Source organism: Mycolicibacterium sphagni (assembly GCF_002250655.1).
Lineage (GTDB): Bacteria > Actinomycetota > Actinomycetes > Mycobacteriales > Mycobacteriaceae > Mycobacterium > Mycobacterium sphagni.
On record NZ_NOZR01000004.1, the window covers coordinates 96,408 to 108,738 of the forward strand.

Annotated in this window: 12 protein-coding genes; 8 read left to right on the forward strand and 4 right to left on the reverse strand. The window is 67.1% G+C overall.

Annotation, left to right across the window (positions count from 1 at the left end; all coding sequences use genetic code 11):
• Positions 1 to 19 precede the first annotated feature (19 nt).
• The 4 genes from CG716_RS06260 to CG716_RS06275 all read right to left on the reverse strand — a co-directional run bounded on the left by CG716_RS06260 (position 20) and on the right by CG716_RS06275 (position 5,924).
• Positions 20 to 1,714, reverse strand: a complete 1,695-nt coding sequence (locus CG716_RS06260; RefSeq protein ID WP_094477544.1) for a diol dehydratase reactivase ATPase-like domain-containing protein — start codon at positions 1,712 to 1,714, stop codon at positions 20 to 22.
• A gap of 2 nt (positions 1,715 to 1,716) precedes the next feature.
• Positions 1,717 to 2,052, reverse strand: a complete 336-nt coding sequence (locus tag CG716_RS06265) for a diol dehydratase small subunit (protein WP_094477546.1) — start codon at positions 2,050 to 2,052, stop codon at positions 1,717 to 1,719.
• Positions 2,049 to 4,268 carry a propanediol/glycerol family dehydratase large subunit gene (locus tag CG716_RS06270; protein ID WP_094477866.1) on the reverse strand — a complete coding sequence of 740 codons (2,220 nt, stop codon included), beginning with the start codon at positions 4,266 to 4,268 and terminating at the stop codon, positions 2,049 to 2,051. The genes CG716_RS06265 and CG716_RS06270 overlap by 4 nt, the downstream gene beginning before the upstream one ends.
• 120 nt (positions 4,269 to 4,388) lie before the next feature.
• On the reverse strand, positions 4,389 to 5,924 hold the full coding sequence (locus tag CG716_RS06275; RefSeq protein ID WP_094477548.1) for an APC family permease: 1,536 nt from the start codon (positions 5,922 to 5,924) through the stop codon (positions 4,389 to 4,391).
• Positions 5,925 to 6,097: 173 nt separating this feature from the next.
• Here CG716_RS06275 and CG716_RS06280 point away from each other — a divergent pair, with 173 nt between their 5' ends.
• The 8 genes from CG716_RS06280 to CG716_RS06315 are packed head-to-tail and all read left to right on the forward strand — an operon-like array spanning position 6,098 to position 12,331.
• A complete protein-coding gene (locus CG716_RS06280) occupies positions 6,098 to 7,378 on the forward strand; it encodes a class-III pyridoxal-phosphate-dependent aminotransferase (RefSeq protein ID WP_094477550.1) in 1,281 nt (426 codons plus the stop codon).
• Positions 7,375 to 8,925, forward strand: a complete 1,551-nt coding sequence (locus tag CG716_RS06285) for an aldehyde dehydrogenase family protein (protein WP_094477552.1) — start codon at positions 7,375 to 7,377, stop codon at positions 8,923 to 8,925. The genes CG716_RS06280 and CG716_RS06285 overlap by 4 nt, the downstream gene beginning before the upstream one ends.
• A 3-nt stretch (positions 8,926 to 8,928) precedes the next feature.
• Positions 8,929 to 9,534 carry a BMC domain-containing protein gene (locus tag CG716_RS06290; RefSeq protein WP_094477554.1) on the forward strand — a complete coding sequence of 202 codons (606 nt, stop codon included), beginning with the start codon at positions 8,929 to 8,931 and terminating at the stop codon, positions 9,532 to 9,534.
• A 5-nt stretch (positions 9,535 to 9,539) separates the two neighbouring features.
• Complete coding sequence (locus CG716_RS06295; RefSeq protein ID WP_094477868.1) at positions 9,540 to 10,058, forward strand: hypothetical protein; 519 nt, start codon at positions 9,540 to 9,542, stop codon at positions 10,056 to 10,058.
• Positions 10,055 to 10,315 carry a EutN/CcmL family microcompartment protein gene (locus CG716_RS06300; protein WP_094477556.1) on the forward strand — a complete coding sequence of 87 codons (261 nt, stop codon included), beginning with the start codon at positions 10,055 to 10,057 and terminating at the stop codon, positions 10,313 to 10,315. Before CG716_RS06295 ends, CG716_RS06300 begins: the two co-directional genes overlap by 4 nt.
• A 24-nt stretch (positions 10,316 to 10,339) precedes the next feature.
• Positions 10,340 to 10,621 carry a BMC domain-containing protein gene (locus CG716_RS06305; protein ID WP_094477558.1) on the forward strand — a complete coding sequence of 94 codons (282 nt, stop codon included), beginning with the start codon at positions 10,340 to 10,342 and terminating at the stop codon, positions 10,619 to 10,621.
• Between the two features lie 43 nt (positions 10,622 to 10,664).
• On the forward strand, positions 10,665 to 11,330 hold the full coding sequence (locus CG716_RS06310) for a microcompartment protein (RefSeq protein ID WP_094477560.1): 666 nt from the start codon (positions 10,665 to 10,667) through the stop codon (positions 11,328 to 11,330).
• Entirely contained in the window at positions 11,330 to 12,331 is a 1,002-nt protein-coding gene (locus tag CG716_RS06315; protein WP_094477562.1) for a phosphotransferase enzyme family protein, read from the forward strand. Before CG716_RS06310 ends, CG716_RS06315 begins: the two co-directional genes overlap by 1 nt.

A 12,331-nucleotide genomic window follows, 5' to 3' on the forward strand; every position in this document is an offset into this window, starting at 1 on the left:
CTGACCCGGCCGGGGCTGCTCAGACCGTGTCGGCGTATAGATGCACCAGCCCGGACGCAACGGCGTAGCGCGGCCCGTGCAGCCCGTCGACGTCGGCCCGCCCGACGGCGACCGGAACGTTGCGCAGCGATTCGCCCACCGTCCGCAGCAGCTCGTCATCGAGGGCGCCGCCGCCGGCCAGCACCAGGGCAATCGGCGGCCGGTCGAAGGCTTTCAGGCAGCGGGCGATGTTGGCCGCGACGGTCTGCTGCTTGACCGCCAGCCGAAGGCTCCGCCACTCCTCGGCTGCCAGCCGGTTGGAGAACGGGACCAGCCCGGCGCTTCCGCGAGTACACAACCGGCCGATCGCCTCGGGCGGGGCCGGTGCGTCCAGGAACACCCGGCGACCGTCTTCCTCGTGGGCGATGTGCGGTCCTTCGACCCGGATCGCCGGCGAGCGTTTGACTTGTTCAGCCAGCGCGCGGGGAACACCGAGGGTGGCCGCGACGGCCGTGGTGATGGCCTCGCCCGCCCCGGCGGCCACCACTTCCTGGTCGGGGCCGATCACATCGATGGTGCCGCCGCCGATGTCGCACACGATCGACCCGGGAGGCAGATGGGGGGTGGTGTGGGCACCGCGCGCGGCCGCCCGCGGCTCCGAGGCGATGGTCCGGGCCGGGCGGCCGCACATCTGCTGCAGGGTGAGCGCGGCATCGGCGACCTCGTCGGCGGCCAGCAGCGCGACGATGGTGCCGCCGGTTTCCACGATCCCGCGGCGCAGCCACGCTCCGTCGTCGATCGCCCTGAGGTTGGTGAAATAGGCGTCGTCGACGGCGATTCCGTGGACGGCCGACGGCAGGGCGGCCAGCCGCACGCCGACCACCGTCCCGGGCGGACGGACCCGCAGCAAGCTCTCCGCCTCGGCCGGCGAATAACGTTGCACGACACCGTCAACCCGGCACTCCGCGTAGTCGTCGTCGGCCGCCGGTGGTGCGGGCTGGTCGGAGCGCAGGGTCACCGCGATCGCCGGGGAGTCGGCGAGCTCGCGGGTGAACTCGGCAATCCGGTGGATGTGCTCGTGGCCGATCTCCAGGGCCGCGGACAGCGCGATCGGGTCGGCCAAGGCGCGGTACGAGCGCCCCTCGGCCACCACTTCGATCGCCACCGGTGCGCCGCGCTGTAGGCCGACAAGGTCGACCTCGTCGACGACCGGCACGCCGCCGGGAATCCGGTTGGCGATCAGCACCGCCTCATCGCGTTCGGCGATCACCCCGGCGACCTGCCAGCCACGGTCCATGGCCTGGGTTATCTCCCGGGCGGCCACCTCGAAGTCGACCGTCGAATCGACCGAAACGACGATCCGTCCGGTGGCCACCGGGCCGTTGAGGTCGGCAAGCGGGACGTGGGCCCCGACGCCCGATCCCGCTCCGGCCGGGGTGCTCGCGCTGGGGCGGCGCAGGTTTCGCACCGGGCAATGGGGCGGTGTCGGTGGCGGCAGCGGCGCCGTCGCCGTATCGACCGGCCGTAGCGCCGACAGGACGATCTCGTCGACACGGATCTCTGCCTGGACCTCGAGCTTGTGCAGCAGCGCCGCCGCACCGGCCAGGGAGTCCGGGGACCCCTTGCGCCCACGGGTCGGTGCTTGTCCATGGCAGACCTGCGCCAACGGCCCGGGACCCACCCGCGCAACAACGATCTCGGTGGTGTGATTTCCGACATCGATACCGGCAACCACGCTCAACGCAGCAGACCCCGCCGCTGGTAGACGGTCGCCGCATGGCGGACCAACTGCGCGCAGCGGCCGGCGCCGCGCGAGTCCAACGCGGCCCCGAGTGCCTCGAGTTCCTGCGCCGTCGACCGGTGGGGGCGCAGCGCTTCGTAGAGGTCCATCACCTCATCGTCAGGCATCGTCGCCAATTCAGCTGCGCGCAAGAAGTTCTCGGCCAGCTGCGGGTTGCCGCCCGCCGCCGCGACCGAGGCCTGATGTGCCAGCGTTGCGGGATCCATCCGCAGATCCGACAGACTCAGCTTGCCGTCGACCGCCGCCTCGACGGTGTAGGGATTCTCGGTCATGCGCGAACCGCATCGATCGTTACCGGGGGTTCGCCGGGCTCGCATGCCGCGCGTTCGAGCGCGACCAGCGCCACCGCGCGGGCGTGGTACCGCGCCGAGATCGACTCGTCGGTGCCGCCGGTGAAGATCGGCACCGGCGCCATGCCCTTGGCGTGGCGCGCGGCGTTCTTACCCAGCTGCCGGTACATGTCAGCGTCGAGCAGGGGGGCGACGCTGAACAGTTCGAGGTTGGCCAGAGGGGCCAGGTCGCGGCGGTGTATCAGTGCAGTTCCCTTGCCTTGCAATCCAATTCCGATCCCCGAGCCCGACAGCTTGGCCGCGGTCAACCCGATCAGGCCGACGTCGATCGTCGAGCGGACGCGGACCAGTCGCGCCACGCAGCCCTCCTCTTCCAGTCCGGCCTCGATTTGCCGCAGGACTTCACCGACCGTCAGCCCGCACAGGGTGAGCCAGACGCTGCGGCCCAGCGCGGGGGACAGGCCGATGCATACCTCTCGCGGATCGCTGCCCTGCCGGGCGTTCTCAACGGGAGTCAGCGTGATGTGCCCGCGATGCTCGTCCTGGTCGGCGGTCAGTTCAGCTGCCGTCCGTGCCTGCCTGATTTCGTCGATCTCCGCGCGGCGGGCGGCCGAGAGCACGTACCCGGTGCCCGGTCCCGCGTAGTCGTTGGGGTCGGTGAGCTTGGAGAGCACCCGGAAGTTCTCGTCGAAGATGGCCGAGGTCTGCAACTGGTCGCCACGCAGCCGCTCGGCGGTCAGCCGCATGATCGCCTCGGCTTCGGCCTCGAAACCGGTGCGGTGCAGCGAGGCGGCCACGTCGAAGACCGTCAGCTGTCGGGCCTCGATGGCTGCCGCCGCCTCCGCCACCATCTTGGGGTGGCCAGCCGAGAGGTCGCGAGAGCCGTTGGCCACCACCACCTCGTCGACCCGGGCGTCGTCGTAGTCGGCCAGACCGAGGTCGCGGTAGACGGCCTGCACGGCGGTCGCGGCCCGGCGTCTTACCTGGGCCAGGTGCTCGGCTGACACGGTGCGTAGCCCGCCGTCCGCGCCCCAGTCCCGCTGCAGCACCAGGAAGTCGTCCATGTCGTCGGAGTTGAAGTTCGACAACGCGAATGCGTTGTCGTACCGGGGAATCGAGCCGAAGCCGGAGAAGACGAAATCGGCCCCGGCGAGCAGGACGGGCAGGGTGTGAGCGCTGCGGCGGATGTCGGACTCGGAGATGAGATTGTCGTTGCCCGCACATGATTCGAGATCGCGCAGCATCACCATCAGGTTTTCGGCGAGCAGCTCTTTCATGCCCTCCGGCACCGATGCGACCACCCCGACGCCGTCGATTCCACCGTTCTGCACGCCCTGCGATCCCAGCGCCCGGGCAAGCGACACGCACCGCGATTCCAGATACAGGATGGAGCACTTCTCGGCCGCGCCCATGAGGACCTCGGCACCACCGCCGCTGGTGACCCTCATCTTGAGGCCGCGGGAGGCGTAGGCGGAGGTGAGGATCGCCTTGGAGAACGGGGTGTCGTCACCGTCGACGAACACCTGCTCGGTGCCGTAAATCGAGATCGTCTCGGCATAGCTGGTCAAGCCGCGCAAGCCCAGCCGGAGTTCGAGGGCTTCCTCGATCGAGCACTGGGCCAGCGCGCCGGGCACCCCCACCTGGCTGCCGATCAACAGCGCCACCGCATTCGACGGTGCGTCGCCCAGCACGGGCACCGTGGTCTCGACTTCGCGGAAGCCGTAGGCCACCGCGCTCGCCGCGTCGGCGGCGATCAGTAGCGGGTCGTCGAGCTGGTTGGTGACATGCGCCTGGTTGCTCGGGGTGCGCCTGGCTCGCATCTTGGCCATCGCCATCTGCATCTCGACCGGCGTCTGCATGGCCACGACCCGGGCCAGTTTGGCCGGGGTGGTACCGCCGATGAGGCGGACCACCTCGGACCGGGGCACGCTGATGTCGACCGCCATCCGGGCCAAGGTGGCGTCGTCGAGAGCCATCGCTTCGGCGGCGGCCGCCAGGTCGATGCCATGCCGGGCGATGAACTCGTCGATGACGTCGAAGTCGGCGGCCGGTTTGCCGTCGAGTTCGACGACGACGCCATCGCGAACCACCAGCGATGGCGCGGGATCGTAAGGGCTGTGCATTGCGGCCAGGCCCAGCTCAGGGTTGGCCACGCTGAAGCCGTCGAGGTTGACCGGCTTGGCGTCCAGGATGCGCATTCGCCCCTGGTCGAGGTCCTTCGGGTGGTGCTGCTCGGATTGGCCATCCTGTGGCAGGGCCACGGTGTCGGTCCTCCTTGGTCCTCGAGCCAGGGGCGAAGTGTCGCTCATCGCCAGTCGCTATTCGCGAATCGCGGTGTCTTCGAAAACAATACGGCCGATCAATTCGTAGCGTCGGGGGTCACGCAGTTTGAAGTACAGCGCAGTGCCCGCCCCAAAGACGAACAGCCCGACCACGATCCACGGTGTCAGCTTGAACAGCAACGTCCCGGACGCGGTGCCCGCGGCGGCGTCTTTGTGCTCCCACAGCAGATAGACGACATAGAGCATGCCGATCCCGCCGAGCATGGGTGCCACGAGAGTGCGGAACCAGTGCTTGCTGACCGGATGGTTCTTGCGGATGTGAAAGTAGCTGACCACCGAGAACGCGCACAGCGACTGGACGATCATGATCGCCATCGTGCCGAGGATCGCCAGCAGGGTGTACATGTCCAGGTAGGGATCCATCCCGGCGGCAAGGAACGCCAGGATGATCACCAGCGTGATCCCGCTCTGCACGAAGGATGCGACGTAGGGCGAGCCGTGCTTGGGGTGCGTGGCGCCGATGGTCCGCTGAAGGTACTTCGACAGTCCCTCGCGCCCTAGGGCGTAAAGGTAACGCGACGCGCAGTTATGGAACGCCATGCCGCACGCGAACGAACCGGTGACCAACAGGACGTTGAACATCGTGATGGCCCAGCCGCCGTAGTAATTGCGCACCGGCCCGAAGAAGATCTCCGATGCGGTGTCGGCGTCCTGAGCGAGCTCGACCGACTTCTGCGGTCCGGTGCCGGCGATGGCCATCCAGGAGACGAAGACGTAGAACAACCCGACGCCGATAACGCTGAACATGGTGGCCCGGGGAATGATCTTCTTGGGCTCGCGGGACTCCTCGCCATACATTGCCGTGGACTCGAATCCGACCCACGACCAAAAAGCGAAGAACAAGCCGAGGCCGGCGCTGGCGCCGGCGATGCCGGCGGCCGGGCTGAACGCGCCGGCCGGGTTGATCGTCTCCGAGACAGCGAAGCCCTGGGGGCCGCCGCCATGGACAAGTACCGCGACCGCTCCGAGTGCCAGCATGACGATCTCCGTCACCAGGAACACGCCGAGCACCTTGGCGGTGAGGTTCACGTCGAAGTAGGTGAGGATCGCGTTGAGCGCCAGCATGCCCAGTGCGGGAACGATCCATGGAATCGACATGTGGAACTGGGACTCGAGCAGATTCTTGAAGAAGAACGAGAAGATGCCGATGAGCGATCCCTCGAACACCACGTAGGCCATGGTGATCAGCGCTCCGCTGGCCAGGCCGACGATCTTGCCCAGGCCGTGGGCGATGTAGCCGTAGAAGGCGCCGGTGGTGGTGATGTGCTTGGCCATCGTCGCGTAACCCACGGCGAACAGCGCCAGAACGATGGTGGCGACCAGGTAGCCGGCCGGTGCGTGTGAACCATTACCAAAACCGACTGCGATCGGCACGTTGCCAACCATTGCGGTGATCGGCGCGGCCGTGGCGACCGCCATGAAGATCACGCCCACGGTTCCGACCGCGTTGCGTTTGAGTAGCTGTACGTTGTCGCCCGAACTCTTCTCGGGTGTTGTGGCTTGATCGGTCATCGAGTACTGGGACCTTTCCAGATGTACGGTGGAACGTCGGATGTGGCCCACGCCACAGCGAACGTCCGTATATTGGCACTACCAATACGGCTTGGCAAGACCCAATTTCGACCATTGACATAAATGGTCAATCCATTTAGGTTCGGATCCGTTGACAGCGTGTGAGGAGCCGCATGCACGACTACGGAACATTCGCGTTCGACTCCAAGGCCGACGTGTTGGAGCGGGCGAAGACGTTTTGGAATCCGGACAAGACTCAGTTTTGGACGGATGCCGGCGTCGACCTGGTGATTGATCGCCGTGAAGGCTACTTCCTGTGGGATATGGGTGGGCGTCGACTCATCGACATGCACCTCAACGGTGGCACCTACAACCTCGGGCATCGCAATCCTGAAGTGGTGCAGGCACTTACCGAAGGTATGCAGTACTTCGATGTCGGTAACCACCACTTCCCCTCGGTCGCCCGAACGGCCTTGGCGCAGAAGCTGGTTGAGTCCGCACCCGACTCGATCACCAAGGTCGCGTTCGGTTCCGGTGGCGGCGAGGCGATCGACATCGCGCTCAAGAGCGCCCGGCACGCCACCCAGCGGCGCAAGATCGTCTCGATCGTCAAGGCCTACCACGGTCACACCGGGCTGGCGGTCGCCACCGGAGACGACCGGTTCGCCAAACTCTTCCTCGCCGACCGCCCCGACGAGTTCATTCAGGTACCGTTCGGCGACGTCGGTGCGATGGAACAAGCGCTTTCCGGCAACGACGTCGCTGCCGTCATCATGGAGACCATCCCGGCCACCTATGGATTCCCGCTGCCCCCACCGGGATACCTCGAGGCGGTCAAAGGTCTGACCGAGAAGTACGGCGCGCTCTACATTGCCGACGAAGTGCAGACCGGCCTCATGCGCACCGGTGAGATGTGGGCGATCACCAAACATGGAATCGAACCCGACATCATCGTCACCGGCAAGGGCCTGTCCGGCGGCATGTATCCAATCACCGCCGCCATGCTGGGTGATCGAGCGTCGCAGTGGCTGAATCAAGATGGGTTCGGCCATATCTCGACCTTCGGCGGCGCCGAACTCGGTTGTGTGGCCGCCATCAAGACGCTGGAAATCTGCGGCCGCCCCGAAGTGCGGTCCATGGTTCATTACATCGCCGACCTTTTCAGTGCCGGGCTCGCGCGCATTCAGAGCGACTACCCCGACTGGTTCGTCGGCATCCGGCAGAACGGAGTGGTCATCGGGCTGGAGTTCAACCACCCCGAGGGAGCCAAGTTTGTGATGCGAGAGCTGTACGAAAACGGTGTGTGGGCGATCTTCTCGACCCTGGATCCCCGTGTACTGCAGTTCAAGCCGGGCCTGCTGCTGGGGCGTGACCTATGCGAGGACGTGCTGGACCGGGTCGATGTCGCAGTGGGACGGGCCCGCACGGCCGCGATTGGAGGGAGACGATCATGACGACCATCGCCTCGGGCGGTCACATGCTGGAACGTGCCCAGTGGGCCGCCCGCGCGTTCGCCGATTTCGACCAGGCGGCGGTGGCGGCCATCGTCACCGCGGTCGCCGATGCCGGGTACAACGAAGCGGAGCGGTTCGCCGCGGCGGCTGTTGCCGAAACCGGCATGGGCGTGGTCGCCGACAAGCTCCTGAAGAACCGCGCCTGCTCGCGAGGCATCGTCGACTACTACCGCGGTGAGGATTTCGTATCCCCGCGGGTCGACACCGCCCGCAAGATTGTGGAGATCCCGCGTCCCGCCGGTGTGGTGCTCGCGCTGACACCCACGACGAATCCCGTGGCGACCGTCTACTTCAAGGTGATCCTGGCTCTGATGACGCGCAATGCCGTTGTGGTGGCGCCGCATCCGCGCGCCAAGCGCTGCTCGGCCGACGCCGCCCACGTTCTCGCCGAAGCGGCGGCGAGCGCCGGCGCCCCCGACGGCATCATCCAGGTGATCGAAGAGCCGTCGATCCCCCTGGTCGAAGCGCTGATGGCTGACGAGCGCACCGACGTCATCGTGGCCACCGGCGGCACCGGTGTGGTTCGCGCCGCGTACTCGTCGGGCAATCCGGCCCTCGGTGTCGGGCCGGGCAACGTCCCGGTTCTCGTCGACGCCAGTGCCGACATCGCCGCCGCGGCCAGACGCATCGTCGACAGCAAGGCATTCGACAACTCGGTGCTGTGCACCAACGAATCAGTGCTCATTGCAGAGGAGTCGATCGCGGCGTCGTTGTGCTCGGCGATGACCCGCAACGGCGCCCACATACTCGATGCCGAGAGCGCACGACGGTTGCGCGAGTACATGTTTGCCGATGGTCACCTCAACACCGACGTCGTCGGCCGCGACGCGGCCTGGATCGCCGGTCAGGCCGGTCTGCGGGTGGGCCCCAAGACCCGTGTGCTGGTAGCACCATTCGAGCACGTCATCGCCGAGGAGATGTTCGCGCACGAAAAGCTCTCACCGGTGCTGGGCATGACGACGGTGCCCGACGCCCACCGCGGCATCCGCGCGGCCCGCAGCGTGGTGCGGATCGGCGGTGCGGGGCACTCTGCCGCGATCCACAGCGAGAATCCAAGCGTCATAACTGAGTTCGCCGCACAGGTGCCGGTTCTCCGGGTCTCGGTCAACGTCGGGAACAGCACCGGCAGCTCGGGTCTGGAGACCAACCTCGCCCCGTCGATGACCATCGGCACCGGGTTCGTCGGGCGCAGCTCGATCGGGGAGAACCTGCAGCCGCAGAACCTGGTGAACTGGGCGAGGATCGCCTACAACCGTGATGCGGGGGTGGCGATGCCGAACTTCGCCGGGGTGAACCCGTGGCGGACGCCGGCGGGCCCGGTTCCAGAGTATCCGCGTGCCTCGAATGACCGCGGTGCCGCACCGCAAACCCAACCCGCGCGCAACGGCCAGCCAGTGGGCCGTTCCGCGCAGTCCGATCTCGACCTGCTGCGCGCCGAATTGCGTGCGCTGGTGGTCGAAGAGCTCGCTCAACTGATCAAGAGGTGACCTGTGGCCGAACTGCGCTCCTTCATCTTCATCGACCGGCTCCAGCCGCAGACGATGTCGTACCTGGGCAGCTGGATCAAGGGTGCTCTGCCGCGGGCTGACGTTGCCGCGCAGATCATCGAGGTGGCGCCTGGCCTCGACATCGAGGGAGTGACCGATGTGGCGCTCAAGCATGCCGATGTGACGGCCGGAATCCTGTTCGTGGAACGGCAATTCGGTTATCTGGAGTTCCACGGCGAAACCGGGGCGGTGAAGGCGGCCGCCGACGCAGCCCTGGCTGAGCTGGGTCAGGATGCGGCCTCCGCGGTGCGCCCGACGATCCTGGCGGCGCGCATCATCTCCAGCATCGACCGGCAGCATGCGTTCTTGATCAACCGCAACAAGCTGGGCTCGATGGTGCTGCCGGGGGAATCGTTGTACGTGCTGGAGGTGCAACCCGCCTCGTATGCGATTCTCGCCACCAACGAGGCCGAGAAGGCCGCTGACGTCAAGGTTGTCGATTTCCGGATGATCGGCGCCACCGGGCGGGTCTACCTGTCGGGCACCGAGGCCGACGTGCGGCAAGGCGCCGAAGCAGCTCAGGACGCCCTGTCCCGGAGTGCAACGTGACGGTGCTGGGTTCAATCGACCGCGATCAGCTCCGCGCGCTGGTCCGAGAGGTGGTGCGCGACGCGGTGGGCAGCCTGACCCCGCAGGCGCCTGCTCCCGCCGCCGCACCCCCGGCACGCCCTGCGCCGCCTGCCGGCGTTCCGCCGTCACGGCCGGTGGTGCCCGTCGGCATCCAGCCGACCGGGCCGCTGGCCGCCGACGATAAAGCTCGCACCGACACCATTCGCATCGCGAACGACCAGGATCTCGACGCCTTTGTCCGCCGCCTGCTGAAGCTCTTCGACAACCCCAAGGCGCGGGCCGACCTGCGCGCAGGCCGGCTGAGCTTCCGCCTCGCCGGCGGCGCGCACGGGGCGCCGGCGGCGGCCCGGCGCATCGACAGCGGCGCCGTCACCGAGCGGCACGTCGCCGACATGGCGACCTCGGGCGGCGTGCTGGTCCTAGGCCCCAGGGCGGTGCTGACACCGCTGGCCCGGGAGAAGGCCCGGGTCCTTGGCATCACCATCGAGAAGGAGCGGAAATGATCGCAGCGACCGTGACCGGTCACGTATGGGCGACCCGTCGCATCGACGGGCTGCCGCCCGGTGCCCTCCTCGAAGTACAGCCGGACGGATCGGGATCACACCTGATCGCGTTCGACGTGCTCGGCAGCGGGCTGGGCGAGCGTGTGCTGGTGGCCCAGGGTTCGGTGGCGGCCAGCTGGTTTCCCGGAACTCCACCGCCCGTCGATGCGCTGATCATCGGCTCGATCGACGCTGACATCACCGAACAACAGCAGTAACCGACAGAGAAACGAGGAGAAATCATGCCCAGCAACGCCATCGGAATGATCGAGACCAAAGGCTACGTTGCCGCGCTCGCGGCGGCCGACGCGATGGTGAAGGCGGCGAATGTCACCATCACCGATCGTCAGCAGGTCGGCGACGGACTTGTCGCCGTGATCGTGACCGGTGAGGTCGGCGCGGTCAAGGCCGCCACCGAAGCCGGCGCCGAATCCGCCTCCCAGGTAGGCGAACTCGTCAGCGTGCACGTCATCCCGCGGCCGCACAGCGAACTCGGCGCGCACTTCTCGGTGTCCGCTCAGTAGATCACCCCTTACCGCCGCTCGAATCCGACAGGGAGTAACCCGCATGGCCGCGACCGATACGCGCTCTGACTCGAGGACGCGCACCGATATCCGCGTCTATCTCCTGGTGGAAGACCTCCAGCGCCAGTTCGCCGCCTATCTGGGGACACCGACCCGTGCCCGGGGTTATCCCCCTTACGAGGGTGAGCACGCGCTCATCGTCGAGGTGTCGCCGGCACTGGCGATCGAGCGGGTCATCGATTTGGCGTTGCGTGAGGTTCCCGGTGTCCAGCCGGGAATCCTCTACGTGGAGCGGCAGTTCGGCGTGCTCGAGATCCACTCGAGTGATCTGTTGGAGGTTCAGCGGGCGGGCGAGGCGATCCTGCAGGGGACGGGCAATTCGGCGGCCGACCAGTTGCGTCCCCGGGTGCTGTACCACGACATCATCGCCGACATCACTGACCAGCATGCGGTCATCCTGAATCGCAACCGGCAGGCCTCGATGATCCTGCCCGGTCAGGCGCTGCTGGTCTACGAGATGACGCCCGCTCTGTTCGCCGCGGTGGCCGCCAACGAGGCCGAGCGGGCCGCACCGGGATTGACCGTCGTCGATGTCCAGATGATCGGCGCGGCCGGCCGGTTGTACTTCGGTGGTTCACTCGCCGACGTCACCACCGCCCGGGACCGCATCACCGAGGTGCTGGCCGGCATCGAAGGACGCGAGCACTGATGGGTGAAGCCGACGCGGTGATCACCGACAACCGGGAGGCTGCGGAACGAGCACTCGCCGAATACGACCTGGCGCCTGACTCCGAACTCCGTCTGCTGAATCTGTCCGAAAACGCCACCTACGCAGTGCAGGACGGCGCCACCGGCGCCCGATCCATTCTGCGGGTGCACCGGCAGAACTACCACCAGCTCGCCGAGATCGAGTCCGAACTCGACTGGCTCGCGGAGCTTCGTCGGGAGGGCGGCGTCACCGTGCCCACCGTGCTGCCGGCGCGGGACACCCGGCGGGTTGTCACTGTCACCGTCGACGGAATCGACCGTCACGTGGTGCACTTCGACATGGTGGCCGGCGTCGAGCCGGACGAGACGACGATCACCGCCGACGACTTCCACACGCTCGGACGGATCACCGCCGCATTGCACGAGCATTCACGCACCTGGACGCGCCCGCCCGGCTTCGCCCGGTTCTCCTGGGACTGGGAGCACAGCCTCGGCGCGCGGCCGCGCTGGGGCCGCTGGCAGGATGCCGAAGGCGTCGGCGTCGCCGAACGCGACGTGCTGGACCGCGCCGAGCAGCTGCTGCTTCGGCGCCTGACCGAGTATGGTTCGGGCCCAGACCAATTCGGTTTGGTCCACGCCGATCTGCGACTAGCCAACGTTCTCGTCGACGGCTCGACCATTACCGTCATCGATTTCGACGACTGTGGTTTCGGCTGGTTCTTCTATGATTTCGGCACCGCCGTCTCATTCATCGAGGATGATCCCGCGCTCGGCGAGTGGCAGGAGTCCTGGCTGGCCGGCTACCGCACCCGTCGCCGGCTCGCGGCCAAGGACGTCGACATGCTCGCCTCCTTCGTTCTGCTGCGCCGACTTCTGCTGCTGGCTTGGATGGGAACACACAGTCACTCCAAGGAATCTCGCACCAAGGCGATCACCTACGCCGCCGGCAGCTGCGGCCTGGCCGAGCGCTACCTCAGTTCAGCCGGCCGAGCGCTGGTCTGA

Bases quoted from the DNA above. Each gene is read 5' to 3' on its own strand.
- CG716_RS06265 (WP_094477546.1), bottom strand. From the start codon at position 2,052: ATGACCGAGAATCCCTACACCGTCGAGGCGGCGGTCGACGGCAAGCTG.
- CG716_RS06270 (WP_094477866.1), bottom strand. From the start codon at position 4,268: ATGCGCATCCTGGACGCCAAGCCGGTCAACCTCGACGGCTTCAGCGTG.
- CG716_RS06275 (WP_094477548.1), bottom strand. From the start codon at position 5,924: ATGACCGATCAAGCCACAACACCCGAGAAGAGTTCGGGCGACAACGTA.
- CG716_RS06280 (WP_094477550.1), top strand. From the start codon at position 6,098: ATGCACGACTACGGAACATTCGCGTTCGACTCCAAGGCCGACGTGTTG.
- CG716_RS06285 (WP_094477552.1), top strand. From the start codon at position 7,375: ATGACGACCATCGCCTCGGGCGGTCACATGCTGGAACGTGCCCAGTGG.
- CG716_RS06300 (WP_094477556.1), top strand. From the start codon at position 10,055: ATGATCGCAGCGACCGTGACCGGTCACGTATGGGCGACCCGTCGCATC.
- CG716_RS06305 (WP_094477558.1), top strand. From the start codon at position 10,340: ATGCCCAGCAACGCCATCGGAATGATCGAGACCAAAGGCTACGTTGCC.
- CG716_RS06310 (WP_094477560.1), top strand. From the start codon at position 10,665: ATGGCCGCGACCGATACGCGCTCTGACTCGAGGACGCGCACCGATATC.
- CG716_RS06315 (WP_094477562.1), top strand. From the start codon at position 11,330: ATGGGTGAAGCCGACGCGGTGATCACCGACAACCGGGAGGCTGCGGAA.